Source organism: Psychrobacter sp. CR212, assembly GCF_059693765.1.
Genome location: NZ_JCATIF010000001.1, coordinates 748,844 through 773,821, shown reverse-complemented (window position 1 = coordinate 773,821; position 24,978 = coordinate 748,844). Strand labels below are relative to the sequence as shown.

The 24,978-nt window shown below is 47.5% G+C and carries 20 protein-coding genes; 8 read left to right on the top strand and 12 right to left on the bottom strand.

Annotated features, from left to right (window positions below; genetic code table 11):
* Window positions 1–65: 65 nt before the first annotated feature.
* The 3 genes from AC58CZ_RS03320 to AC58CZ_RS03310 all read right to left on the bottom strand — a co-directional run bounded on the left by AC58CZ_RS03320 (window position 66) and on the right by AC58CZ_RS03310 (window position 4,707).
* Window positions 66–1,505: an APC family permease gene (locus tag AC58CZ_RS03320; RefSeq protein WP_093068191.1), complete on the bottom strand. Its 1,440-nt coding sequence runs from the start codon at window positions 1,503–1,505 to the stop codon at window positions 66–68.
* A 301-nt stretch (window positions 1,506–1,806) separates the two neighbouring features.
* Entirely contained in the window at window positions 1,807–3,066 is a 1,260-nt protein-coding gene (gene gabT / locus AC58CZ_RS03315) for a 4-aminobutyrate--2-oxoglutarate transaminase (RefSeq protein ID WP_071001855.1), read from the bottom strand.
* Between the two features lie 177 nt (window positions 3,067–3,243).
* Entirely contained in the window at window positions 3,244–4,707 is a 1,464-nt protein-coding gene (locus tag AC58CZ_RS03310) for an NAD-dependent succinate-semialdehyde dehydrogenase (protein ID WP_071001856.1), read from the bottom strand.
* A gap of 224 nt (window positions 4,708–4,931) precedes the next feature.
* Here AC58CZ_RS03310 and AC58CZ_RS03305 point away from each other — a divergent pair, with 224 nt between their 5' ends.
* Entirely contained in the window at window positions 4,932–5,696 is a 765-nt protein-coding gene (locus AC58CZ_RS03305) for an IclR family transcriptional regulator (protein ID WP_071001857.1), read from the top strand.
* Window positions 5,697–5,704: 8 nt separating this feature from the next.
* Here the strand turns inward: AC58CZ_RS03305 and AC58CZ_RS03300 are convergent, their stop codons facing one another.
* The 3 genes from AC58CZ_RS03300 to AC58CZ_RS03290 form a co-directional block, all read right to left on the bottom strand.
* Window positions 5,705–5,920: a hypothetical protein gene (locus AC58CZ_RS03300; RefSeq protein WP_071001858.1), complete on the bottom strand. Its 216-nt coding sequence runs from the start codon at window positions 5,918–5,920 to the stop codon at window positions 5,705–5,707.
* A gap of 102 nt (window positions 5,921–6,022) precedes the next feature.
* Window positions 6,023–7,240 (bottom strand): CaiB/BaiF CoA transferase family protein, encoded by a 1,218-nt coding sequence (locus AC58CZ_RS03295; protein WP_093068186.1) that lies wholly within the window; start codon window positions 7,238–7,240, stop codon window positions 6,023–6,025.
* 217 nt (window positions 7,241–7,457) lie between these two features.
* Window positions 7,458–8,642: an acyl-CoA dehydrogenase gene (locus AC58CZ_RS03290; RefSeq protein WP_093068181.1), complete on the bottom strand. Its 1,185-nt coding sequence runs from the start codon at window positions 8,640–8,642 to the stop codon at window positions 7,458–7,460.
* Between the two features lie 205 nt (window positions 8,643–8,847).
* Between AC58CZ_RS03290 and AC58CZ_RS03285 the strand changes: the two genes are divergently transcribed.
* Complete coding sequence (locus AC58CZ_RS03285; RefSeq protein ID WP_093068178.1) at window positions 8,848–9,678, top strand: IclR family transcriptional regulator; 831 nt, start codon at window positions 8,848–8,850, stop codon at window positions 9,676–9,678.
* 44 nt (window positions 9,679–9,722) lie between these two features.
* Here the strand turns inward: AC58CZ_RS03285 and dld are convergent, their stop codons facing one another.
* Window positions 9,723–11,465 carry a D-lactate dehydrogenase gene (dld, locus tag AC58CZ_RS03280; protein WP_186475517.1) on the bottom strand — a complete coding sequence of 581 codons (1,743 nt, stop codon included), beginning with the start codon at window positions 11,463–11,465 and terminating at the stop codon, window positions 9,723–9,725.
* A gap of 26 nt (window positions 11,466–11,491) precedes the next feature.
* Entirely contained in the window at window positions 11,492–13,195 is a 1,704-nt protein-coding gene (locus AC58CZ_RS03275; protein WP_186474243.1) for an L-lactate permease, read from the bottom strand.
* A gap of 236 nt (window positions 13,196–13,431) precedes the next feature.
* On the opposite strand from AC58CZ_RS03275, the gene AC58CZ_RS03270 reads away from it, so the two are divergent.
* Entirely contained in the window at window positions 13,432–14,337 is a 906-nt protein-coding gene (locus AC58CZ_RS03270) for a LysR family transcriptional regulator (RefSeq protein WP_083328836.1), read from the top strand.
* Window positions 14,338–14,433: 96 nt separating this feature from the next.
* Here the strand turns inward: AC58CZ_RS03270 and AC58CZ_RS03265 are convergent, their stop codons facing one another.
* From AC58CZ_RS03265 to AC58CZ_RS03250, 4 genes are read right to left on the bottom strand one after another with little or no spacing between them, the layout of a single operon-like run.
* Window positions 14,434–15,129: a haloacid dehalogenase type II gene (locus tag AC58CZ_RS03265; protein WP_071001863.1), complete on the bottom strand. Its 696-nt coding sequence runs from the start codon at window positions 15,127–15,129 to the stop codon at window positions 14,434–14,436.
* 57 nt (window positions 15,130–15,186) lie between these two features.
* Window positions 15,187–16,170, bottom strand: coding sequence for a Hint domain-containing protein (locus AC58CZ_RS03260; protein ID WP_284719515.1), 984 nt, complete (start codon window positions 16,168–16,170; stop codon window positions 15,187–15,189).
* A gap of 18 nt (window positions 16,171–16,188) precedes the next feature.
* Entirely contained in the window at window positions 16,189–17,850 is a 1,662-nt protein-coding gene (gene rtcR, locus AC58CZ_RS03255; protein WP_071001868.1) for an RNA repair transcriptional activator RtcR, read from the bottom strand.
* Between the two features lie 45 nt (window positions 17,851–17,895).
* The gene (locus AC58CZ_RS03250) at window positions 17,896–18,783 is read right to left on the bottom strand and encodes an alpha/beta hydrolase family protein (protein ID WP_284719516.1); all 888 of its coding nucleotides are present in this window, start codon (window positions 18,781–18,783) and stop codon (window positions 17,896–17,898) included.
* 286 nt (window positions 18,784–19,069) lie between these two features.
* Here AC58CZ_RS03250 and AC58CZ_RS03245 point away from each other — a divergent pair, with 286 nt between their 5' ends.
* The 5 genes from AC58CZ_RS03245 to AC58CZ_RS03225 all read left to right on the top strand — a co-directional run bounded on the left by AC58CZ_RS03245 (window position 19,070) and on the right by AC58CZ_RS03225 (window position 24,968).
* On the top strand, window positions 19,070–20,302 hold the full coding sequence (locus AC58CZ_RS03245) for an RtcB family protein (RefSeq protein WP_071001870.1): 1,233 nt from the start codon (window positions 19,070–19,072) through the stop codon (window positions 20,300–20,302).
* 75 nt (window positions 20,303–20,377) lie between these two features.
* Window positions 20,378–21,106, top strand: coding sequence for a hypothetical protein (locus AC58CZ_RS03240; RefSeq protein WP_071001871.1), 729 nt, complete (start codon window positions 20,378–20,380; stop codon window positions 21,104–21,106).
* Between the two features lie 11 nt (window positions 21,107–21,117).
* Window positions 21,118–21,576, top strand: a complete 459-nt coding sequence (locus tag AC58CZ_RS03235) for a DIP1984 family protein (RefSeq protein WP_071001872.1) — start codon at window positions 21,118–21,120, stop codon at window positions 21,574–21,576.
* 343 nt (window positions 21,577–21,919) lie between these two features.
* Window positions 21,920–23,023: an RNA 3'-terminal phosphate cyclase gene (rtcA, locus tag AC58CZ_RS03230; protein WP_093068163.1), complete on the top strand. Its 1,104-nt coding sequence runs from the start codon at window positions 21,920–21,922 to the stop codon at window positions 23,021–23,023.
* Window positions 23,024–23,144: 121 nt separating this feature from the next.
* Window positions 23,145–24,968 carry an FMN-binding glutamate synthase family protein gene (locus AC58CZ_RS03225; protein WP_093068160.1) on the top strand — a complete coding sequence of 608 codons (1,824 nt, stop codon included), beginning with the start codon at window positions 23,145–23,147 and terminating at the stop codon, window positions 24,966–24,968.
* The last annotated feature ends 10 nt before the right edge of the window (window positions 24,969–24,978 follow it).

Genomic DNA, 24,978 nt, shown 5'->3' with positions numbered 1-24,978 from the left:
CACTAAAAAAGCCTAACGTTTGACGTTAGGCTTTTTAAGGTAGTTAACTGTCTAAAATGAGACTATTATTTATATGGATTTTCTTTTAACCATTGTTGATTAATGATTTTGAGCTCATGCAGCTCATGATCCATAATCTCTTTACTCTTACCAGGGTTTTTCATTGACGCATAGCCATACATTGCGCCGCCAAGAACCGTCCAGCCAAGGAAAATCCACCACTCGATAGGAACCAATGCCGACGGCATACCTGGCAGATAAAGCGCCAACATACCAAGGCTGAGTACGATTGTGATGACACCAACCAATTTACCTGCTGGTACTCTAAATGGACGTATCATATTAGGCTCACGGTAGCGTAGCACTAAAAATGACAATGCAACACAAGTATAAGCGATAACGATACCAAAGCCGCCCGCATCAACAATCCACACGAGCATTTTGCGACCAAATAATGGCGCTAGTGTTGCAAGGCCACCGATCAACAAGATCGCATTGACCGGGGTGTTGTATTTAGGGTGTAGCTTGCACAAGAACTGTGGCAACATGTGCGTTTTACCCATGGCGTACAATAAGCGACTGCCACCAATAAGAAACGCGTTCCAGCTTGATAAAATACCCAGTACACCGCCGATAACCAGCAGCGTACCTGCCCATTTACCATTCCAAGCGTTGGTCATCGCATCAGCAGTCGCCAATGTTGAATCTTGTGCTTGCAATAGCGGCAGGGTTTTGCCCACACTCCAAGCGACAGCCACGTACCAAAGCACGGCAATGATAATAGAGACAATCAAAAATTTGCCGATATTTGGACGCGTTAGGTTGATTTCTTCTGCGGCTTGTGGAATCACATCGAAGCCCACGAATAAAAACGGTACCATCACCATCACCGTCATGATACCGCCCATACCACCGATAAAGTTTGGTGCTTGTACTGAGTTGGAGGTTTCAGGATTGAATAATAACGCACCAACGAATAGTAAGATACCGACGCAGAAAATACCGACGACGGCCAACTTTTGGAACCACGCACTGACTTCCATACCGCGTATATTGAGCCAGGTGACAATGATGGAGCCAAGCATACCGACAGCTACCCACGTGGCATAAACATCCCAGCCTGCGACATTCCAAAGATAGCCTTGACTATAATTGGGAATGACATATTCGACAACGGTTGGCAGTGCCACCGCCTCAAAAGCAACGACGGAAAAATAACCAAATAAAATACTCCATGAGCAGATAAAGGATATATTTACCCCCAGTGCACGGTGTGTATACGTGTGCTCGCCTCCTGTGATAGGCATAGATGCCGCCAATTCAGCATAGGTCACGCCAATCAAAACCACCACAAGACCGCCAATTAAGAATGCACTGATTGCGCCCCAGATGCCTGCCGAGATAATCCAACCACCCGCCAGCACGACCCAGCCCCAACCAACCATCGCACCGAATGCCAGCGCAATGATATCGAACACACCTAACGTTTTCTTTAATTCAGACATAACCTACTCCTTGTCTGTGTGTCATCCGTGTGAACCTTTTATGGTTACACTATTTCTATTTAATGGAGTAATACCCATCATATTTACTGTATATCGTTTCCGCCAAAGAAAGCCGATTGCTCGTTGTTTGATATTCACATAGCAAAAACGGCGCCTTGACTTGCAAGGCGCCGTTTAAAATCACACTCCATGTGAGTGTCATAAGGGCAACCTTGCCGTTATCTTCACTATAACTTTTCAATCAAAATCAATGTTTGATTAGAAGCGATCCATCGCTAAATTTTATGACACTCGATAACTATTAAGCTGCAAGGATATCTTTAATGATATCAAGACCTTCTTGTAGCACCTCGTCTTCAACTGTTAATGGCACCATCACACGAATAGCATTGCCATACATACCACAAGACGCTAGTAGCAAGCCTTGCTCAAATGCTTTTGCTTTTAGGTTGGCTGCTGCTGCTGCATCAGGTTTGCCTTCGCTATCAATCAATTCAAACGCTAGCATCGCGCCTTTATGACGGATATGACCGATGCTGCTTAGGTTCAAGCCTTTTAAGAACGACGCGATGGTATCGCCAATCTCGATACTACGCTCCAGTAAGTTTTCTTCTTCGATCACTTCCATGACAGCAAGCGCAGCCACACAGGCGAGCGGGTTACCAGAGTAAGTGCCACCTAAGCCGCCGACTTGCGGCGCATCCATGATATCAGCACGGCCGATGACCGCAGAGATAGGATAACCACCCGCCAAGCTTTTCGCGGCAGTCATCAAATCAGGCTCGACGCCTAACTGTTCAGTGGCGAACAACGTACCTGTACGAGCAAAACCACACTGTACTTCGTCAAAAATAAGCACGATGCCATGCTCATCACAGATCTCGCGTAGTGCTTTGGCAAATGATGGCGTTACCTGATGGAAACCGCCCTCGCCTTGGACTGGCTCAACAATCATCGCTGCCACTTCACTCGGATCGATGTCTGCTTGGAAGATCATATCAAGGCTATGTAGCGCTTGTTCTTCGGTCACATTCAACTCTTCTGCAGGGAACAATGCATGGAACACAGGTCCTGGCATTGGGCCGAAGTTCTTTTTGTATGGCAGTACTTTACCAGTCAGGCTCATGCACATCATGGTGCGACCATGCCAGCCACCAACAAAAGAGATCACACCTGGACGCCCCGTTTTAGCACGTGCAATCTTGATGCAGTTTTCGACCGCTTCTGCGCCAGTAGTCAAAAAGAACGCTTTTTTATCACCGCTGATCGGTGCTTTTTCACACAGCTTTTCTGCCAAATCCACATAGCACTCATAGTTGATCATTTGCGCCGCAGTGTGCGTAAATTTGTCGAGCTGCTCATGCACACGCTGGGTGATTTTTGGATGGCTATGACCGGTGTTCAATACTGAGATACCACCGACAAAGTCGATATAACGCTTGCCTTCAATGTCCCAAATCTCTGAGTTCTTTGCTTTTTCTGCAAAGATAGGAAAGGCAACCCCAAGTCCTGTTGGTAAAACAGCTTTGCGGCGCTCAAGTAATGACTGATTGGTAGTCATGGGAATGTCCTTTTCTGTGTTCGTAACATAAATGCCATCTAGTGATTGGCGGTTCAGTTGATACCTTTTAGATATCGAGGGATGTTTGTTTAAGATAAAACACCATTCGACATCTAAAATGTTTCGTTAAGTTTTTTGTTAAACGAATGTTCTGCTAAATGCTAGCCGAGTTATTTATTAGCTGATGTCAGAACACCAGTATTTAGTCGTAATATAGTCTTCGATACCATATTTTGAACCTTCACGACCAAAACCAGACTGTTTTACGCCGCCAAATGGGGCAACTTCTGTAGAAATCAAACCCGTGTTATGGCCGATCATGCCGTACTCTAACCCTTCAGTGACGCGCCATGAGCGTGCATAGTCACTACTATAGAAGTAAGCGGCCAAGCCATAAATGGTATCGTTGGCAGCACGAATCACTTCTGCTTCGTCTTTGAAGGTAAATATGGTCGCAATTGGTCCAAAGATTTCTTCAGAGGCGATATCCATATCACTGCTGATATCGGTAATAACGGTTGGGTTATACGTCAGCTCTGAGGCGTCATTGACACTACCGCCCGTGACCAATTTGGCACCCTTATCTAAGGCGTCTTTTAGCAGGGCTTGAACTTTATCTAACGCTTTTTTGTTGATAAGCGGTCCAATATCGACGCCTTCTTCTAAGCCGTTACCTACTTTTAGTTCAGCGACTTTTTTGACAAAGACGTCTAGGAACTTATCTTTGATGCTGTCTTGCACGTAGACACGGTTGGCGCACACACAGGTCTGACCCGCATTGCGATATTTGGAAGCGATAAGGCCTGCCGCCGCTTTCTCAAGATCAGCATCATCAAAAACGATAAATGGCGCGTTGCCACCCAGCTCGAGTGATAGCTTTTTAATAGTCGGCGCGCATTGTGCCATTAGCGTACGACCGACTTCTGTAGAGCCTGTGAACGACAGCTTATGAATACGTGCATCGCCTGTTAGGATTTCACCAATGGTTGATGATTTGCCCGTTACAATCTGGAGCACGCCTGCAGGAATACCCGCTTGCTCTGCCAAAGCGCCCAATGCTAATGCTGAGAATGGCGTTTCGGTGGCTGGTTTGACGATAATTGTACAGCCTGCTGCCATCGCTGGAGCGACTTTGCGCGTGATCATCGCCGCTGGAAAGTTCCAAGGGGTGATGGCGGCACAAACACCGACGGGCTGCTTGAGCACGACGTGACGTAATTGCGTACTATTGGCAGGAATGACATCACCGTAAACGCGCTTGCCTTCTTCGGCGAACCAGCGAATAAAGCTATTGGCATAACCGATTTCGCCGCGTGACTCAGTAAGCGGCTTGCCTTGCTCAGCGGTCATGATGATCGCAAGATCTTCTTTATTGGCATCAATGAGATCCGCCCACTTTTGCAACAGCTCTGCACGCTCTTTAGCCGTTTTTGCCGCCCAAGCAACTTGCGCTTCATGAGCATAGGCAACGGCGTCATTGACATCATCGGTCGTGAGGCTAGGCACGGTACCGATAAGCTCGTCGTTGAATGGGTTATTGACTTCAAGTACCGCCTCGTCACTGGCAGCATACCAGCCGTCTTTGATAAAACAAGATTGTTTGAGTAGGTCTGGATTGGATAACTGTAGCGTATTTGACATGTTAACGCTCCTTCCTTGTCATATAGGTATGTTTATAAGAGTGGATATAATAGTAGTCATGAGATAATGATTGATAATTGTTTTTTTGTTCAATATACTGAACACGTATTCTATATACGAGACATCATTATAAGAACGATATGTCGTGATTTGCAACCCTTAATCGCATTATTTTGATAATTATCTTGTGCTTTTTCATTTTATTTTACTTTTATAGGTTACTTATGAGCTCGACTGCCGTACCTGCCTTAGACAAAACCTTTCAGATTTTGGACTTGATTACCGATAGCGCCCAGCCGCTGACAGCCGCTCATATTGCCAAAGAATTGGGGCTTCCTCGCAGCTCTACGCATAATATTTTGCAGAGCCTACTGTCCAAGCACGTCATTTATAAAGATCCTGAAAGCCGCTTTTATTTGGGCTCATATCTAATGTATTGGGCGGGAAAGTACGAGCAGCAGCAAGGCGTTGTACGATTGTTTAAGGATTTGATCGTGCAGTATCCGGTGCTACTGCAACACACGGTGACGTTGTCAAAACTGGATTTGGGAGAAGTGGTGTTTTTGGCCTGCCATGAATCACCTGCCCCGCTTGGTTTTACCTTTCGTGCAGGCGTGCGCGTGCCTGCGGTATTTTCGGCGACAGGCAAAGCCATGCTATCCACATTGTCGATGGATAGCATAAAGTCACTGTATAAAGAAAAGTTCCCCACACCCATGACCCAACATGGCGTCAAAAACTTTGCGGATTTATCCACTGAGCTTGCGGTGATTCAGGAAAGTCGAGTGTCGCTCGATAATGGGCAGTTGCGTGATGGGATGTACTGCTTGGGCACGTATATTCGTAATGCATCCGGCACGGCGGTCGCTGGCATGGCAGTGAGTTTTCTGCAAGGAGAGTATGAGTCCAAACGGGCTGAGGTCAGTGCGGTATTGATTGAATTGGCCGAACAGATTGAGCGGCATTTGGGCTTTATAGCTGACTCATAATTGATTGCTTATGTGACGTAGTTGCAAGATTCATTATCATGAACGGCTAATATGGGCGCGATACCGATATCGGTGACAGCGGTAACCTCTAAACCCAATGCTGCTGGTTCTTTTAACAATTCCACCATACGCTCTGGTATCTCCAGCGGCTCAAACATCTTGCCATAAGAAAAATAGGGCAACGGTCTATACAGACTTAGGTTTTCATGGCTATATATTTTCATGCTTAACATTCCTTGTTTTACACTACTTGGTTTAGCTTGTTTTGTTTAAAAATTCCATTTTTTAGTATTTATCACTGTAAAGATACTGTGGCAAGCATTGAACTAAACAATGCCGTCCGCCTTTAGCTTGGCGATTATCTCGCTGTCGTAGCCTAAATCAGCAAGCGTACTATCGGTATGCTCGCTCAAACGCGGTGGCGGTGTGCGATAGCTGACAGGGGATGCCGATAATTTGATGGGATTGCCAAGGGCGCGAACGGGGCTGCCTTGCTGAGCGAAACTCACGATCATTTCTCGCGCTTGTGCTTGCGGCATCGCCAAAGCTTCGGCGACGTTGTGAATCGCACCGCAAGGTACGCCGACCTGATCCAAAGCTGCAAGCCAGTAAGCCCGAGGCTGTTTGGCAAATATTTTAGTCAGCTCAGCACAAAGCAGCCCACGATTGGCAACGCGATTAGGATTGGTCGCAAAACGCGTATCAAGATGCCAATCAACTGACAATACGTTGCACAGTTTGGCAAATTGATGATCATTACCGCACGCTAAAATAAAGTGCGCCTCCCCTTTAGCCGCAAATACTTGATAAGGCACAATGTTGGGATGCTGATTGCCCAGTCTTGGTGGAATCTTATCTGAAGCCAAATGATTCATGCCGACATTGGCCAGCATAGACAGCGCACTGTCTAAGAGTGCGACATCGACATGTTGACCGACGCCAGTATGTTGACGCGCCAATAGCGCCGCTTGGATACCAATCGTCAGCTGTAAACCTGCAAATAAATCAATCACTGCGACGCCAACTTTGTGTGGTTCGCCATCACTTGGTCCTGTGATACTCATCAACCCTGACAACCCTTGAATAATATAATCATAACCGGGACGCTTGGCATCTGGTCCTGTCTGCCCAAACCCTGTCAAAGACGCATAAATCAGGCGCGGATTGTCTTGCTTGAGGCTGTCGTAATCTAAACCGTATTTTTTGAGACCACCGACTTTGAAATTCTCTACCAAAATATCACTGTCAGCGATGAGCTGTTTGATTATGGTCTGCCCTGCTGGCGTGGTGATGTCTACCGTGAGTGATTTTTTGTTACGATTGATGGTAGCGTAATAAGCGGAGGTGTCATCGCTGAAGGTTGGCGGTGCCCAGTGGCGCGTCTCATCACCGATATGTGGACGCTCAACTTTGATGACGTCTGCGCCCAGATCGGCGAGCACTTGCGTACAAGAAGGACCTGCCAACACTCTTGATAAATCGAGGACCTTGATACCATGCAATGCACCTTTTGGTATATCCATCATATCAGTTATATCTGCCATGAAACCCCCTTACCCTGTGGCGTATTCTTCGATTTTCTGATTAGAAAATTGCTATTCATCATTTAGTTTTTTGCGTTGTTTAATGACACACTGTTAAATAAATGGTGAGTAACAACTGAAAAACGTACGCCACTGTCGATACTCTTTTTGATAAAAAGCCAAGCAGCAACGTACGTCATGAAGTACCACTTTGTTAAATTTTCTTAGCTAAAAATACTTAAAAGAACGCCTGAATGCCTGTCTGTGCACGGCCTAAGATAAGCGCATGAATATCATGCGTGCCCTCGTAAGTATTGACGGCTTCCAAGTTCATCACGTGACGGATGATGTGGAACTCATCAGAGATGCCATTACCACCATGCATATCGCGGGCAATACGAGCGATATCGAGCGCTTTACCGCAGTTGTTACGCTTAATCATGGAGATCATCTCAGGTGCAGCGTTGTCTTCATCCATCAAACGACCGACACGTAGCGCGGCCTGTAGACCTAAGCTGATTTCGGTTTGCATATTGGCAAGCTTTAACTGCACCAGTTGGGTGGCGGCAAGCGGACGACCAAACTGCTTGCGATCTAGCGTGTATTGACGCGCCGCTTTCCAGCAAAACTCTGCCGCGCCCATACTGCCCCAAGCGATACCATAACGCGCTTTATTCAAGCAGCCAAACGGCCCTTTTAGACCGCGGATATCTGGGAAAGCATTGGCTTCAGGAACGAACACTTTGTCCATGACGATCTCACCGGTGACCGAGGCGCGTAGTGAGAACTTGCCTTCGATTTTCGGCGCAGATAGGCCTTTCATGCCTTTTTCTAAGACAAAACCACGAATCTCGCCTGCATCATCTTTTGCCCAGACCACAAACACATCCGCGATAGGACTGTTGGTAATCCACATTTTATTACCCGTCAGCTCATAACCACCATCAACGGCGCGCGCACGTGTCGACATTGAGGCAGGATCAGATCCCGAATCAGGCTCAGTTAAACCAAAGCAGCCGACGTACTCACCTGTGGCAAGTTTTGGCAAATACTTTTCTCTTTGCTTTTCAGTGCCATACGCCCAGATCGGATGCATCACAAGGCTTGACTGCACACTCATCGCTGAGCGGTAGCCTGAGTCGACCGCTTCCACTTCCTTGGCAATCAGACCATAAGCCACACTCGATAGACCTGCGCAGCCGTAGCCCTCGATGGTCACGCCAAGCAGACCCATCTCACCCATTTGACGCATGATATTACGATCAAAATGCTCATTACGGTTGGCATTGATAATACCGGGCATCAATTCCTTTTGAAAAAATTGACGGGCGCTGTCGGTGACCATGCGCTCTTCTTCAGTAAGCTGGTCGCGTAATAAGAAAGGATCTTCCCAATCAAAGCGTGGGCTAGTCGATGTTGCCATGTGTCTCTCCTTGATATCAGTCATCCTGACTGACGAATAGTGGTTGATACCTCATTTGGTTTAACAAGTTATTGACTTTGTTATTCCGCTGTGCGAAACTTTGTTTCATAATATAAAACTATTTAAACAAACTTTTGCCATCCTGTAAACCTTTATTAAAAAATAGGCATCAAAAGAGATAATCATTAAGAGAAATGGAGATAAAATGACAACATCTACATCGGCAGCTACCTCACTACTCGGACGAATGGATCACCTGATGGGTCAAAGCAAGGAAGAGAACGATCGACAGTTTGTGACGGCACTAGGTCGTGGATTGGTTATACTGGCTGCCTTTGAACACCATGAGCGCCTTACCCATCAGCAACTATGTCAGATGACCAAACTGCCAAAAGCGACCATTAGTCGCCTGATTCATACCTTGACCACGCTTGGGTTTTTGCGTACTAATGAGCACGGACAGTATCAACTGGGCAGCAGTGCAGTACGCCTAAGCGCGACCGCATGGGGTCGTCATGACATGGTGGCCTATGCTGAGCCACTATTACGGCAGTTCGCTAGCGAAAATGAGGTATCGGTAAATCTAGCGACCGAAGTTGAAGGAGAGATGCGCTATCACGCCTGCTGTCGTAGTCCTGCACGCCTATCGGTCAACTTGCAGGTTGGCTCAGCGGTGCCGGTGGCACGTACTGCCATTGGACGGGCTTTTTATGCAGTAAGCTCTCAAGCGAGAAAGGCAATGATTATTAGCAATTTGAAAGAGAATTTATCTGATGAAGATTACATTCACGCACAGTCAGCGCTCACTCAAGCAGCCCAGCACTATGAGCAGTACGGCTATACCGTCTCTGATGGGGAGTTCTCTACTGATATCTTGGCAGTCGCGGTTGGCGTCTATGATGTCGCGACTGGGCAATACGCCTATTCGCTTAATGCCAGTGTACCAAGTGCCAACTGGGAAGCGGACGACTATGCGGCAATCATAGTGCCAAAATTGCAGGCATTGGCGGAGCGGATTGGCGGTGGTGATGCGTAAAAGTAAGCGACTGTCACTTCAAGTTTCATCACCATTATAAATGGCTATAAACAGCACGCGCAGTTGCGTTTGGTTTTTGGCATTTGACCGATACCAGGGTTAAAAGTATTGGTAGGATCTAGGCGCTCATAAAATTGCTGCAAGTCAGGTTCGGCTTCATATAAGTGGCCGACATTATGCTCAGCAGGGTATTTGGCACCGCGCTTGTTTAATAGCTCAAGCATCATCTTTTTGACCTGCTTGGCATCACTGCCCTTTTTTAAAATATAATCTTGATGAAACACATAACAAAAAAAGTGACCGTAATACAGCTTTTTTTCTAAGTGCTGAGTGATGCTCTCAGGCAAATTTTCCAGCCAATCAAGCGTGTTACGCGGGATAGCAATATCGAGCGCCAGTATCTCTCCGGCGGTCTCTTCATGCATGACTTCATAACGTATGGCGGCCCCTGCAGCAGCAAAGCGATGCAAAAAGGCGCTGTCTGACTCAGCTTGCGTGCAGGTAAAATAACTGCCCGTTTCTGAATCTGCAAAAAACGACTCTAAAAAAGACTGCGCCTCATAGATGCCATCATCGCTCATTTTGATAATCAGGTGATGCTCATACTGGTTGCGGTACTCAAGCATGCGCTTGGGCAAATGCTGCGGCAATACTTGGGCGATCATTTGCATGACTTTATCGGTCAAATGATTGGGCACCCATGACCATTTACTCAGTTTGGCATCAATACTGCCTTTGATAGAAAACAGCTTGGGCAAAGCATTGGTGCCCAGATGCTTGATGCTCAAAAAGGTGTCTTTGCCGTACTTGGCAGACACATCAAATATATCGCGGTGCATATATTCGCCCACTTCAGGCATATTTTTAAACGTTGACAACACTTGCCGTCTTAGCTCGGCAAGCTCGCGCACGCTGTTGCTACCGATATAAAAGGTCTGCTCCGCTTTCGCTGTCGGATATGTGTCCAGACGCACCGCAAATACCGCAATCTTGCCTGCACAGCCACTGGCTTCATACAGCCTGCGCTTATCCGCATTAAAGCGGCTCGGCGTGTCGGCATTGACATCCTGTATTCGGGCGACATACTCTTTGTCTGAGGCCAGTTTGTTGCTTTGGGATAACTGTGACTTGTCAAAATAGCCGTTTTGTAAATTGATGAGGATTTCTTCGGGCGTATCACCCAATTCAACCTCTAAATGATTCACCAGTACCAGCTGACCGTGTTCATTAATCTGAGCAAACAGCGACAGCTCTGTGTAAGCAGGGCCTCGTTTGACCAGCGCGCCGCCTGAATTATTGGAGACACCACCGACGATTGACGCGCCCAAAGTCGATGAGCCAATCACCGAGTGCGGCGCTCGATTGACCGCTTTTAGCTCGTTCTGCAGTTGATGCAAAGTCGTACCCGGTAGGCTGATAATTTGCTCATTATCATTGATCAAATACAGCTTATTTATCGCCAGCGTATTGATGACCACCACGGGTCTATCGTAGTCATCACCGCTGGGCGTTGAGCCTTCTGTCAGACCTGTTTTGGCCGCCTGCATGATGATGATACAGTTGCCCTCAACACACACTTCCAGACATTGCCAAATCTCCAGCAGCGTTTGCGGAAACAACACTGCCAGCGCGCTACCGCCGCCTGAGCGCCAGCCCATGCGGTAGTGCTCATTTTTTGCTGGATCTGCCTGTATATTGGCAGCACCCAGTATTTTGGTCAATTTAACCAACACCTGATCTGATGGTAGCTGGCTTGTATAGGAGGCGGTTGATCGATAACGGTTCATTACTTGCTCTTTTTTTTGCTGTACATTCATAAGGTTAGCGGTCCTTGAAAGCCAAAGAAATAAATGGCTGCCATAACGATGATGCCACTGAACAACACATAATAGATGGTTGGTAAGATGGTGCGTCTCAGCGTCGCACCCTCCATCCCAAGCAGCCCAACGGTTGCTGATGCGGCCACCACATTGTGAATGGCAATCATATTACCCGCCGCGGCGCCAACCGCTTGTGCTGCGATGATGAGTGAGGGCGAGATGTGCAAGCTCATGGCCGCTTCATACTGAAACTGACTGAACATCATGTTTGACACGGTATTCGAGCCTGCGATAAACGCACCTAGGGCACCGATGGTTGAGCTGATCAGCGGAAAGGCGCTGCCAAACGTGCCTGTAAACAACTCAGCACTGGCAACTGGCATACTCGCGACATCGGATAGATTGACCCCAGAGTTGATAAAAATACGCACCATAGGGATGGTAAAAATAAGCACAAACCCAGCGCTTAAGACGGTTTTGCTTGATTCGCTCAAAGCATCACCCAGCGCACGCGTTGGATTTTTAGTTTGTACAAAAGCTGCGATTAAGGCGCTGATTAACAACAGGCCGCCGGGCAAGTATAAAGGACTAAAACCTGCACTGATATCGGCCTCGCCCAAAATCGTATTAAAGTCTAGCGTGGCGCTGCTGAGCAAGTCCTTAAAGCCAGCAAACATTCTCGAACACACCAGTAGCAGCGCCACTAGCAAGTAAGGAAACCATGCCATCAGCGTAGACATGGTCTTGCCTGCTGGGGTCGCCACATCTTCTTTGCTGACCACCAGTTTACCCATCCAATCGCTTGGCCAGCTGCTTTTGGCTTCAAAGTCCCACGTGGTCTTTGGTACCAAAAATCCTTTTTTAGCCGCCTGAATGACAATCGCCACACTGACCAGTCCACCAACCAACGATGGAAATTCAGGACCCAAGAAAATGCCCGTTAAAGCGTAAGGTACAGTGAAGGCCAACCCTGCAAAGATGGCAAAGGGCCAAATGGCTAAGCCTTCTTTCCAGCTTTTATTTTTACCAAAAAAGCGGGTGAGCATCATCACCATCAGCAGCGGCATAAACGTCCCAATCACACCGTGAATAATCGCCACTTGGGTGGTAATCAGTTGTAAAAATTCTTCCCATTGCATGCCTTCTTGCGCCAGCAGCGCACTGATGGCCACGGTATCTAGACCCTTATTCACCCCAATAACAATCGGCGTACCGACCGCCCCGAACGATACGGGCGTGCTTTGGATCATCATCCCCATAAGCACCGCACCCAATGCAGGAAACCCTATCGCGACCAGCAGCGGTGCCGCAATTGCAGCCGGTGTGCCAAAGCCCGATGCACCTTCCAAAAACGTACCAAAACACCATGCAATGATGATGGCTTGCACTCGGCGGTCAGGCGATACGTTGATAAAACCTGCACGAATCACTGCTATAGCGCCCGTGTGTTTTAGAGTATTTAATAAGAACAGCGCACCAAATACGATCCACAATACCGATATCGTAATCACGGTCCCTTGAAGAATAGAGGACGACACGCGGTTAAACGTCATGTCCCAAATAAAAAGTGCGAGCGCGGCAGTCACCGCCAAAATGATCGGCATGGTTTTTTTGGCCGACCATTGTAGACCAATAAGAAATATGCCACTGAGTATGATTGGCAATAGGGCAAGTAACCCATAGACAGTCTGATTCAAAATTCCCTCTCCCTGTTATCGTCTGTGCATCCTTGAACACCACTCTTAAACGCCGCCCTTAAACACAGTCCTTACATACAGCCACTCAATCGCTCAGATTAACAGCCTCATTGTGCTTAGGGTAGAATTCACACACTCTACGCTTTACAAGTGCAAAGATAAACAGCATGATCAGACAAGGTTATTTTCCTTTTTTGCTATAATACGAAATATATTACCCTGATTAGAGAATCGGTATGATTAAAGCTGATGACATGGTTTTGTTTGTTTTGGTAGTCGATGAAGGCTCTTTTTCCAAAGTTGCTGACAAACTGGCGCTGACCAATTCTGTAGTGAGCAAACGTATCGCGCGCCTAGAAGCCAACTTAAATGCACAACTGCTCTACCGAACCACCCGAAAACTCAGCTTGACCGATGCCGGCCGAACGCTGTATCACAAAGCCAAATTGGCTCAGCTTGCCTTTCAAGAAGCGGAAAATGCTGTCACAGGCTACGGCGAAAACATGAAAGGCTATATCCGCGTCACCGCCCCTGTGGTCTCTTCTGACTTACTACTCAGCACGGCTATCGCTGAATTTTGTAAAAAATATCCTGAGATAACCGTAGAGCTATACATCACCAACCGTTTGATTGATTTGGTCGAAGATGGCTTTGATTTGGCCATCCGAACGGCGGAGCTTGAAGACTCCTCCTTGATTGTCAAACGCCTGATAGACAGTCAATGGGTGATTTGCGCCACCCAAAATTACCTCAACAAATATGGTACGCCGCAAACCCCCGCCCAACTGCAAAATCATGATTGCCTGATTTATAAATTTGATAACACCAGTAGCGACTTGTGGCCGTTATATGAGGATGGTGCTGAGCTGCTGTTGCCTGTCTATGGACGCTTTTATAGCAATCATTTAAGCGCTATCAAGCACGCCGCGCTTAGTGATTTGGGCATTGCTTTTTTGCCGCAAGCCTTGGTCTATAACGCGTTACAAGAGCAGCGCCTCACGCAGATTTTGCAGCCCTTCACGCGCAAGCGCATGGGTATGTACGCGGTGTATCCCAAAGCGCGCCAGCCTGACCAAAAGCTCAAACAACTGGTTGCTTATTTGCAAGACGCGCTAAAAGACAAAGAAGCCTACTACTGCTAAAGCACTAGTTTTATAAGCGGCCTCACACCCAACTGTTTTATCAGATATAAAAAAGCCACCTGTTTGGATGGCTTGTTTGATGTTTCTTTTTGGGCGTTATGAGTCGGTGTTTTGCGCAATGATTTGCTGCGCTAATGTGCGTAAGTCATCCGCCATATAATCGGGCGTTGGTACGTTGTTGGCGGGCAATAACGCATTGTGCGGACGCAATAAAAACGCGCCCTGACAGCCTGCTGCCTGCGCGCCTATCGTATCCCACAGATGGCAAGCGACCAAACACAGCTCGGATGTAGGCACAGACAGTGCCTCGGCGACCAGATTGTAAGTCGCAGGTGCGGGTTTAAACTGACGCACCGCCTCAATATGAAATGAGCGCTCAAAAAATTCGCTCAACCCCGCCTTTTCTAGCGGTGGCGGTGACTCGCTGGACTCTGAATTGGTCAAGGTCACCAGTCGAAAGCCTGCCTCCTTAAGCAGCGTCAGCGCGGGCACGACATCGGCATACGCGGGCATCTTGCCCATGCGCGTCTTTAGCTCGTCAATATCGGCATCGGCAATCTCAACGCCATGAATATCAGCAACCATCCGCAGCGCGCCGACCCCAATCTCACCAAACGGCGTATACAGTCCTGATAAGGTCAGGGTTTGCGAGTACAGCACCAGCTGGGCGAACCATTCGCGCAGTATGCTGCCATCATTAAAAAGGCGGCTAAATAAAGGCGTAAGGGTACTGATATCGAGCAAGGTTTCATTAACATCAAAGACGAGAATCGGGCGGGTGTCGGTGGGCATGCGTTTTCCTATTATTATTGTTATTGTGGTTTTGGGTTAGGTTAGCATGGATGATGCCTACGAGTTTGTAGCGTTTACACACACCGCATCGTGTCCAACAAAATATGTATGATGATCTGCCACTTCTATATTATAGACATGATCCTCATAAGGGTTAGGACAGACATCGTTATAGCGTTGCATCTGCTCGTGAATACTGCTCTCTAACAATCCTGTTGCATTACCATATCTTTCAATGTTAGCTAGAGCCTTTTCAAATAACTTTTCATCACCAATACTGTTATCCTTGACTACCCTTCCATCAAAAATTAAAGGCGAATACATTTCTTTTATAAACTTACCAATTGTGTGTGTAGCAGGATCTTTATCTTGACTAAACCTCACATTCAATGTTTTATAAAGCTCAGGGTCTACAATAAAAGGTGCCCTTTCATTAATAACCAACTTGGCATCGGAAGTTTGCATATTAACGGTTTTGATCTCTTCTTTGAACGCTTCTTCTGTATTGGCTAAACTGACAAACTGGTAGCCATCATCCGTAAATCTCACAAACTGAACCAGACCGTCTGTCTCCCATAAGTCATGTTCCTCAATACTTTGAGTATAAGCTATACCTTCAGGGAAGTTCGGCAAGGTACGCACAGGGATGAACGAGTAATCATCAAGCGCAATCGTATCACCATGAGCAGAGGTTAGATATCCAGCTGGCAAGCGCTCCGCCGATAACCACTCACCCTCTAAATCTTCAGGATTTCTTTTTACCCAAAATGGGTGATTGCTGGTGCATAAGATATAATTGCTACCCTCTTCTCCTCGCGCATCAGCGGTCTCATTAAAATACTCAACTTTAAAGATGCGTTTCTTATTGGGTGATTTAAAGGTGCTAAGTACGGGTTTGTACTCTATATCACCGACCCCACCTTCGGGCTTAGAGAGTACAGGCTTTGATAAAATAAGATCGCCCACTTTGATATCCTGAATCGGCACTAACCCTTTATCCGTATGAACGAGCGTTCCTGCGACAAATCCTGTGTTATTCATATCCTCTCCTTTTTAATATTATCGTTTTAATCCATCAAACCTCAGCCCAAACTTTAGCAGATACTTCCGCAGTCGGTCGCTGTCATTGTTACTTTTTAGCTGGTTTCTGGAGTTGGCATACAGATAGCGCCCTGCCGCCGCTTGGCTGCTGTGCTGATAGCAGACCTCAATCACATACGCCAGCTGCACCGCATCAAACGGGTCGAGCGCGTCTTTGTCGTCGCTTGATAGATGGCGGCTCAGCACCGTATCTGCGTGCGCTTGCTGCTCAGTTAGGCTGGGCGTATCCGCCTTGTCCACTTGATGTTGCGCGCTACTAGGTAATGCCCACAGATGCTTAAGGCGGGTGATTTCTGCCTTAACATCGGGCATACGAATCACTTTGCCCTCGCACAATGTCGTTAAGCGCGTCATACTGGCGCTTAAATCACGAAAGTTGCCCTGCCACGTCGCCTCAGAACTCATGGCAAAGTCTTCAAAGTACGCACGCGCCTCAGGCTCAAAGCGGTACTGGTACTGCTGCTCGCTGCCCAGACGCGCCAGCTCGTAATCAATATTGGCGGGTAAGTCCTCGATACGGTCTTTTAACGACGGTAAAAAAAACGTCCACGTGTTCAGACGCGCAAACAAGTCGGCACGAAATTCGCCGTCCGCGACCGCTTGGCGCAAATCCTTATTCGTCCCTGCCATCAGCTGAAACGACACATCAATGGGCGTATCGCTACCGAGCGGATAAAAGCGCTGCGCCTCAAGCGCAGTCAAGAGCATCGCCTGTTCGTCCAGCCCCAGCTCGCCGATTTCATCCAAAAACAGCAAGCCACCGTCCGCTGATTTGAGTAGCCCCTCACGGCTCGACGCCGCGCCCGTAAACGCGCCTTTGACATGACCAAACAGCACGCTCATTGCCGTATCGCCGCGCAAGGTGGCGCAGTTGACTTCGACGAACGCGCCGAGTGCCTGTTTGTTGTTGGCTTTGTTTTTCTTGAGCGTATAGATTTGCGTTGCCAGTTGCGACTTGCCCGCCCCTGTCGCGCCCATCAATAAAATCGGCGCGTTGGAGCGCGTGGCGACTTTTTCAATATCAGCAATCAGCTGTTGATAGGCGGCGTTTTGGGTAACAAGATTGGCTTGTAAGGTTTGCCAATGCTGGGCTTTTTCGGCCTCAAAACGCGCGCGCAAACTGTCATAACGCGACACGTCCAAATCAATGACTTGATAGCGCCCTTGTGGGTCGTATTGGTCAGGCTTGGGACACGGCGAGGTCTGAATCAAATCGGCAGGCAAAAACCCCGCCTCAACCAGCAAAAACCAGCAAATCTGCGCCACATGCGTCCCTGTGGTCAGATGCAGCAGATAGTCTGTGTCTTCACGAAAGGCGAAGCCTGTGACAAAGTCATACAGCTCAGCATAGACATCGGCAAAATCCCACGGACTCGCCAGCGTCACCCGATGCCCAATGACTTTGGTATTGGCGCTGACCTGCGCCACATCATCAACGATGACGTTGAACAGTCGCTTGTCGCGCTTGCTATAGAGGATATGCAGCTCATCGACCAGCAGGTCATCATGCAGGCACAGGCTGACGCTCGGCCGCCAGCGCTGCCAACGTTTGTCATTAAAGCCGTTGTCCAAGGTCGTACCGAGAAAGCCGATAACGGCGGTTTTATGACATTTAATCATGTTGCTTTTACTCATAATAATGCGCTTGGCTTATTGGTTTTGATGTTACTTTTTGATTGCCCACGACTTCATACTGTCAATAGACAACGGCTCGTCTGCCATAATCTGCTGCGCAAGGTGACGATTCAACGGATACAGCACGCTAAAGTGCTCGTGCCGTGCAATAAACGCACAGTGCAGCATGGGGCTTTTGTTCTTATCACACATCGGCTTTAGGTCGCGATAGTTACCGTCACGCTTGCCCTCAATAATCCACGTCGGCATGCGAATATCATTCGTCCAGTTTGCAGGCGCACGCAAATCCATTTCGCGTTGCTCATCACCAGTAAAGTCAACCTCTTGCAAAAACATCGTCTCTTGCGTAGCGCCAAAGCTAATCACTTCTTTAAACAACTCAGGATGCGTGCTGCTCGCCACCTCACTGACCAATAGCGCGAGCGAGCCGCCCGTACTGTGCCCGCCCAAATAGATACGGCTGCTATCGACATATGGCAGGGTCGCCAAATATTCTGCCGCCGCGATGACATCATCGACTTCACCATAATTCACTTCGATATTGCCCGCATTGTCATTGCCACCGCGCAAGGTGGGAAACATCATGATCACGCCAGCATCACGATATGGGCTGGCGGTTTGGTCATTTTGCCTTGAGCCTTTGCGCCAAAAGTCCGCCAGCGTGTTGGACTCACCGCCCGTTATCCAAACGATAGCAGGATGCTTGTCGCCATCGTTTGGATCGGGCGTGACAAAGGCGGCGAGCGACATGCCGTCACTGTCATAGCGCACGCTGTCAAATAGGGCTGCGGGCGGCTTGGGCAATGGCATTTGCATGGTGGGCGCAACTTGTATCGAGGTCTGATAATTGCCGCGTAGCGATGCCAAAGACGGCGCAGCAAAACAACTGCTGATGCTCACGCCTAGTAAAATCGCCATGCTGAATAAGCGTTTGTTAGAGACAACGTTATGCTTTGTTTTATATTGAACCTTCACCATTACACACAATTCCTTTATAGAATAAAAGCTATATTTATAGAATAAATTATATCTTTATTTACTTGATTAAAGTCCATTTTTTTATAAAAAAAGAATTTAAAATGTTTTTTATTATTCAATATCAAATGCTTATAAAAATAAAAACTATCTTTCCCAAAAACTGGCACACCCTTAGCAGTATATAAAGTACAGACAGAACATTTTTATAAAAAACTAAGGAGACACTATGCAGCCTATCAATCACAATATCATTCAAGACGGTGGCACCCCTATCCGCCTATGGACCAAAGGCGTGCCTGTCGACCCAAAAGCCCACGACCAGCTGATTAAAGCCTCACAGATGCCCTTTATTTATAAGTGGCTCGCGGTGATGCCTGATGTCCATGTCGGTATCGGTGCGACCATCGGTACGGTGCTGCCGACCAAAGAAGCGATTATCCCAGCAGCGGTCGGCGTGGATATCGGCTGCGGCATGATGGCGGTGCAGACCACGCTGTCCGCAGATGATTTGCCCGACAACCTGCACGGTCTGCGCACCGAGCTGGAAAAAGCCATTCCGCATGGACGCAGCAAGACACGCGGTCGCGGCTCGCGCCGTGACGTGGGCGCGTGGGCGAACCCTGATGATACCGTGATGAATGGCTGGGGTACGCTGGTCGATGATTTTAATTATCTGACCCAAAAGCATCCCAAACTAAAAAACACCAACAATCTAAAGCATTTGGGCACTCTGGGTACAGGCAATCACTTTGTTGAGGTGTGCCTTGATGAGACCAATCAGGTGTGGATTATGCTGCATTCAGGCTCACGCGGCGTGGGCAATGCCATCGGGCGCTACTTTATTGAGCTGGCGCGTGAGGACATGCGCAAATGGTTTATTAACCTGCCTGATAAAGATTTGGCGTATTTTGCTGAGGGGACTGAACATTTTGACGATTATTGGTTTGCGGTTGGCTGGGCGCAGCGCTTTGCCTTTAAAAACCGCGAAATCATGATGGAAAAAGCCATCCAAGCGCTACGCACCATCGTGCCAAAACCGTTCGATGCTGCGGTAAAAGCGGTCAACTGTCACCACAACTATGTGGCAAAAGAAGAGCACTACGGCGAGGAAGTCTTTGTCACGCGTAAAGGCGCAGTGCGCGCACGCGTCGGCGAATACGGCATCATCCCAGGGTCGATGGGCGCAAAATCCTTTATCGTCAAAGGTAAAGGCAACGAAGAATCGTTTTGCTCTTGCTCGCATGGCGCAGGTCGCGTGATGTCACGCACTGAGGCGAAAAAAGTCTTTACTATTGATGACCAAATCGCCCAAACCAAAGGCGTAGAATGTCGTAAAGACGCAAACGTGATTGACGAAATCCCAGCGGCGTACAAAAATATTGAAGACGTGATGAGCGCACAAAGTGACTTGGTGGAAGTGGTACATACCTTGCGGCAAGTGGTTTGTGTGAAGGGTTAAACCAAAATATTTAAAAAAATCAGTTAATTATATTACTTTAACCTATATTAATTAATCCAAAAAATAAGGCTAAATATGATTCCCCAGACATTTATTGAAACAGCAGGTGATATTCTAGGTAGCACCGAGAAAGGCTTATCAGGCTCTAAAATTGCTAGTTTATTTGCAGCATACGCAGTTGACTATAACACTGATATTCCTTATACAAGTTATCCCTTTACAGTATCCACACCTAATAAAAGGTATGCCTTAAAGAAAAACTTAAGCTCGTTTAACCCTAAACAACAATTTAAAATCATAAAAGAACTTTGCGAGCATCCGGAAATTAAAGACTTACCTGAAGTTAGAGATCTTAAGATCAAGCTGTTGACACGCTTTAAAGGTTTGAATACTGACATAGACACGGTCAATGAAATTTTAGTAGATGAAACTAGATTTTGGTTAGATGACTATACTAAATCCCTAGAACAATATAACTATGCTTTAGAAAAATATAAAGGAAATATATTTGAGAGAAACTTGTTAGATGACCTTCGACTATCGTTAGAGCTATTAGTAAAAGAAATACTAGGAAATTCCAAGTCTTTAGAAAATCAGCTTACTGATATTGGTACATTTATTAAGAGGAATAATGGCTCCCGAGAACTAGTAAATATGTTTGTAAAGCTAATTGATTATTTTACTAAGTATCAAAACGATTACGTCAAACATGACTCTCAAGTTATCGAAGAAGAAGTTGAGTTTATCCTTGAAATAACCTCTTCATTTATGAAACATTTCATTAGAATGAAAAATAGAATTTAAGGAAAACTAAAATGAAACTCGCAGAAGCCCTACTTATCCGCAGTGATATGCAAAAAAAGCTGGCGCAAATCAAAGGACGCATTCGCAGCAATGTAAAAGTCCAAGATGGCGATACGCCAAGCGAAGACCCCAATCAGCTATTGATGGACGCAAGCCAGCTGATTACCGAGCTGTCCGCGCTTATCGCCCGTATCCAGCGTACCAACGCGGTGGCGCTGACGGACAACAATCAATCGATGCTGGCGCTGCTCGTTGAGCGCGACACCCTTGAGATGCGCCACAAGCTATTGACCGAGTCGATAGCCGCGACCGAAACCGAGGTCGATCGCTATAGCCCGCGTGAGATTAAATGGCAAGTGATGGTCTCGGTCGGCGCATTGCAAAAGCAGGCGGACGATATTGCCATGAAGCTACGTCAGCTTAACATTGTCATTCAAGCCAACAACTGGCAAATTGACCTTGTGGACTAGGCGCTTACCTAGCTCATTAAACCTTTTTTAGCTTTGTCTGTCTGATAATGGACAGACCACCCTTTTGAAATCGACTGGGCGAGTGTCAGACCCCGCGACCCACAGCAGGGGGTTGAAAATATACTGTCGTGGCTGCTACGCGTTGTGGGCAGGCGCATTTTTTACCACTTATGCCCCGCACATGGCACTTGGCACAATGCACCATTTAGACCTTACCACCAGACACTGACAGTCGGTTTCAATCTTATTTTAAATGCGACCCGAAAAGTATTGGGAAGCATTTTATTATGCCCATTAACGACACTACCAATCAATAGTCTTACAAATCATAAAGACATTTATCATGCCAGCATCAACACGTAAAGCCCTAAAAATCGACGGCAGCACAGGCGAAGGCGGTGGACAAATCATTCGTACGGCACTGTCATTATCGATGCTCACAGGCACACCGATTGAAATCACCAATATTCGTGCTGGACGCGCCAAACCCGGATTGATGCGTCAGCATTTGATGTGTGTACAAGCGTCACAACAGATATCAAACGCTAGCGTATCGGGCGCTCATTTAGGTAGTATGGCGTTCACCTTTACGCCAAGCACCGTGCAAGCGGGCGATTATACCTTCGATATCGGCTCGGCAGGCAGTACCAGTCTGGTGTTACAGACGCTACTGCCTGCCCTACTCTTTGCCAATGCTGACTCAAGCAACAAGTCCACCGTTACCATCATAGGCGGCACGCACAATCCGTTAGCGCCAACCACCGACTTTTTGCAGCACGCCTTTGTGCCGCTACTTGCCAAGCTCGGCATGCAGGTCGAGATTGAGTGCGTGCAAGCGGGCTTTGCCCCTATCGGCGGCGGCGCGATTAAAGCAACTGTTGCGCCATTTGTGCGCCGTGCTAATGCTTCACGATTAGACCTCACGGAACGCGGTAAGCTTGTCAGCACGGAGCTGGTCGCAAGCGTGCTCAATCTAGAATACGATATCTGCCTGCGTGAGCTTGCCAGCGCCAAAGCCGCGTTGATTGAAGCGGGTATGGATGAGGCGCTTATCACAACACGCGGTAATAAATTATACGGCATTGGTGAAGGCAATACCTGCTATGCAAAAGTCACTCACGAGAGTATTAGTATCCAAAATCACAAAGAATATCACTCTGAAATATTTACATTACTAGGAGAAAAACGCAGCTCAGCAGAAAAGATAGGTGGTCGTTTGTCAGGCTTAGTAAAGCGTTATTTGTTTGACACCGATGCGCTGATTGATGAATATTTGACCGATCAGCTGCTATTACCGTTAGCCTTAGCAGGCGGCGGTGCGTTTAGCGCGCGGGTTATTAGCGAGCATAGCAAAACCCAAGCATGGCTCATTGAGCAGTTTTTACCCGTTGCGATCACGTTTGATGCTATAGAGGATGAGCAAATATTAGTCAGAATCACCTGCTAAAATTTGCCAGCATTAGTATACTGTTACCCAATGATACCGACTTGGCGATAGCATCAGTGTATGATGTACGCGACAAATTTGAACGTATTATCTATATTTACAGTGACTGTTGAGCCTCGTTATGCCTGAATCCCGTACCAATCTGAACCCTGAACCCAAAACCAGCTCGCCGTATTTTGTCGGGCTGCTGCTGCGCTATAGCACACTGGGTGCAGCCATTTGTCTATTATTAGCCGGATTGCTGCTGATGCACGGTTGGCTAATTGTGATTGGAGGTTTTGGCGTAGGACTCGGTATTTATGATCTGATTCAGTCCAAGCATTCAGTGCTAAAAAACTACCCGATAGCAGGACATATACGCTACGTACTAGAGGATTTTCGTCCTGAGATTCGTCAGTATTTGCTTGAAGATGACAAAGAGCAGGTGCCATTTTCACGCCAGCAGCGCGCGCTAGTGTATCAGCGGGCAAAGAACGTCAGCGATACCAATGCGTTTGGTACGCTAGACAATCTTTATACTCATGGTAAAGAATGGTTTTTGCAATCCGCCGTTAGCCAGCCGTTAGAAAACAAAGACTTTCGTATCACTGTTGGCGGCGAGCGTTGTAAGCAGCCGCATGATATGTCGGTATTCAACATCTCCGCGATGAGTTTTGGCAGTCTGTCCGCAAACGCCATTATGGCACTCAATCAAGGCGCAAAAATAGGCGGATTTACACATGATACGGGCGAAGGCGCGATCAGCCCTTATCATCGTAAGTTCGGTGGTGATCTGATTTGGGAGTTAGGTACAGGGTATTTTGGCTGCCGTGATGCCGAAGGCAATTTTGACCCACAGTCTTTCGCCGAAAAAGCTGTCGATCCACAAGTCAAAATGATCGAGATCAAGCTGTCGCAAGGTGCCAAACCGGGTAAAGGCGGCGTGTTGCCATCGAGCAAAATCACTCAAGAGATTGCCGATACTCGCCAAGTGCCGACGGGTCAAGACTGTATTTCGCCCGCTTCGCACACCGCGTTTAGTACACCGCGTGAGCTTGTCGCCTTTTGGCAGCAGCTACGCGAATTATCTGGTGGCAAGCCTGTTGGCTTCAAGCTATGCGTGGGTCAGCCTTGGCAGTTTATGGCGATTGTCAAAGCCATGATCGAGACGGACAACTATCCTGATTTTATTGTTATTGATGGTGCCGAAGGCGGTACAGGTGCGGCGCCTGTTGAGTTTATGGACAATGTCGGCATGCCGATGGTCGAAGGGTTTTTGCTTGTTCACAATACTTTGGTCGGTGCAGGCATTCGTGACAAGATCAGACTTGGCGTCAGTGGCAAGATTGTCTCAGGGTTTGATATTGCACGGATGATTGCGCTAGGTGCCGATTGGTGTAACTCGGCGCGTGGCTTTATGTTTGCGGTTGGTTGTATTCAGTCGCGCTCTTGCCATACCAATACGTGCCCAACGGGCGTCGCTACCCAAGACCCTTACCGTCAAAAGGCGCTCGATGTCCCTAGCAAAGCAGAGCGTGTGGCAAGCTTCCATAAAAACACACTCAAATCATTGGCCAGTATCGTCGGCGCGGTGGGCTTACAGCATCCGAGTCAGCTACAACCTTATCATATCGCCCGCCGTCTAGATGACGGGCAGATTAAGCTACTGTCTAAGTTTTTCTACTTTACGGATAAGGGCGCATTACTTGATAATAGCGCGCGTGCGGATATTTTCAATCAAATGTGGGTGATGGCCAATCCTGATAGTTTCTTAGCCAATAATGATGCGCTCATTGCTTATAACAAAGACTCTCGTGATAAAGGTAAAGAGACTGGCGCACCAACCGAACATCGCGCTGGATACAGCTCCCCCTACAGCACCGATCATACGATCACAACCGATGGCGGGCAGCTCATCGGCAATGTGAATAACACCTTCCGTGACTATCCGCCCAGTAGCGACTAAAAGCGAGTAC

Excerpts from the sequence above, each read along its gene's own strand:
- AC58CZ_RS03310 (WP_071001856.1), bottom strand. The coding sequence starts at position 4,707 with ATGTCAAATACGCTACAGTTATCCAATCCAGACCTACTCAAACAATCT.
- AC58CZ_RS03265 (WP_071001863.1), bottom strand. The coding sequence starts at position 15,129 with ATGCCCACCGACACCCGCCCGATTCTCGTCTTTGATGTTAATGAAACC.
- gabT (WP_071001855.1), bottom strand. The coding sequence starts at position 3,066 with ATGACTACCAATCAGTCATTACTTGAGCGCCGCAAAGCTGTTTTACCA.
- rtcR (WP_071001868.1), bottom strand. The coding sequence starts at position 17,850 with ATGATTAAATGTCATAAAACCGCCGTTATCGGCTTTCTCGGTACGACC.
- AC58CZ_RS03285 (WP_093068178.1), top strand. The coding sequence starts at position 8,848 with ATGACAACATCTACATCGGCAGCTACCTCACTACTCGGACGAATGGAT.
- dld (WP_186475517.1), bottom strand. The coding sequence starts at position 11,465 with ATGAACCGTTATCGATCAACCGCCTCCTATACAAGCCAGCTACCATCA.
- AC58CZ_RS03300 (WP_071001858.1), bottom strand. The coding sequence starts at position 5,920 with ATGAAAATATATAGCCATGAAAACCTAAGTCTGTATAGACCGTTGCCC.
- AC58CZ_RS03320 (WP_093068191.1), bottom strand. The coding sequence starts at position 1,505 with ATGTCTGAATTAAAGAAAACGTTAGGTGTGTTCGATATCATTGCGCTG.
- AC58CZ_RS03270 (WP_083328836.1), top strand. The coding sequence starts at position 13,432 with ATGATTAAAGCTGATGACATGGTTTTGTTTGTTTTGGTAGTCGATGAA.
- AC58CZ_RS03295 (WP_093068186.1), bottom strand. The coding sequence starts at position 7,240 with ATGGCAGATATAACTGATATGATGGATATACCAAAAGGTGCATTGCAT.
- AC58CZ_RS03290 (WP_093068181.1), bottom strand. The coding sequence starts at position 8,642 with ATGGCAACATCGACTAGCCCACGCTTTGATTGGGAAGATCCTTTCTTA.
- AC58CZ_RS03235 (WP_071001872.1), top strand. The coding sequence starts at position 21,118 with ATGAAACTCGCAGAAGCCCTACTTATCCGCAGTGATATGCAAAAAAAG.
- rtcA (WP_093068163.1), top strand. The coding sequence starts at position 21,920 with ATGCCAGCATCAACACGTAAAGCCCTAAAAATCGACGGCAGCACAGGC.
- AC58CZ_RS03250 (WP_284719516.1), bottom strand. The coding sequence starts at position 18,783 with ATGGCGATTTTACTAGGCGTGAGCATCAGCAGTTGTTTTGCTGCGCCG.
- AC58CZ_RS03240 (WP_071001871.1), top strand. The coding sequence starts at position 20,378 with ATGATTCCCCAGACATTTATTGAAACAGCAGGTGATATTCTAGGTAGC.
- AC58CZ_RS03245 (WP_071001870.1), top strand. The coding sequence starts at position 19,070 with ATGCAGCCTATCAATCACAATATCATTCAAGACGGTGGCACCCCTATC.
- AC58CZ_RS03260 (WP_284719515.1), bottom strand. The coding sequence starts at position 16,170 with ATGAATAACACAGGATTTGTCGCAGGAACGCTCGTTCATACGGATAAA.
- AC58CZ_RS03305 (WP_071001857.1), top strand. The coding sequence starts at position 4,932 with ATGAGCTCGACTGCCGTACCTGCCTTAGACAAAACCTTTCAGATTTTG.
- AC58CZ_RS03225 (WP_093068160.1), top strand. The coding sequence starts at position 23,145 with ATGCCTGAATCCCGTACCAATCTGAACCCTGAACCCAAAACCAGCTCG.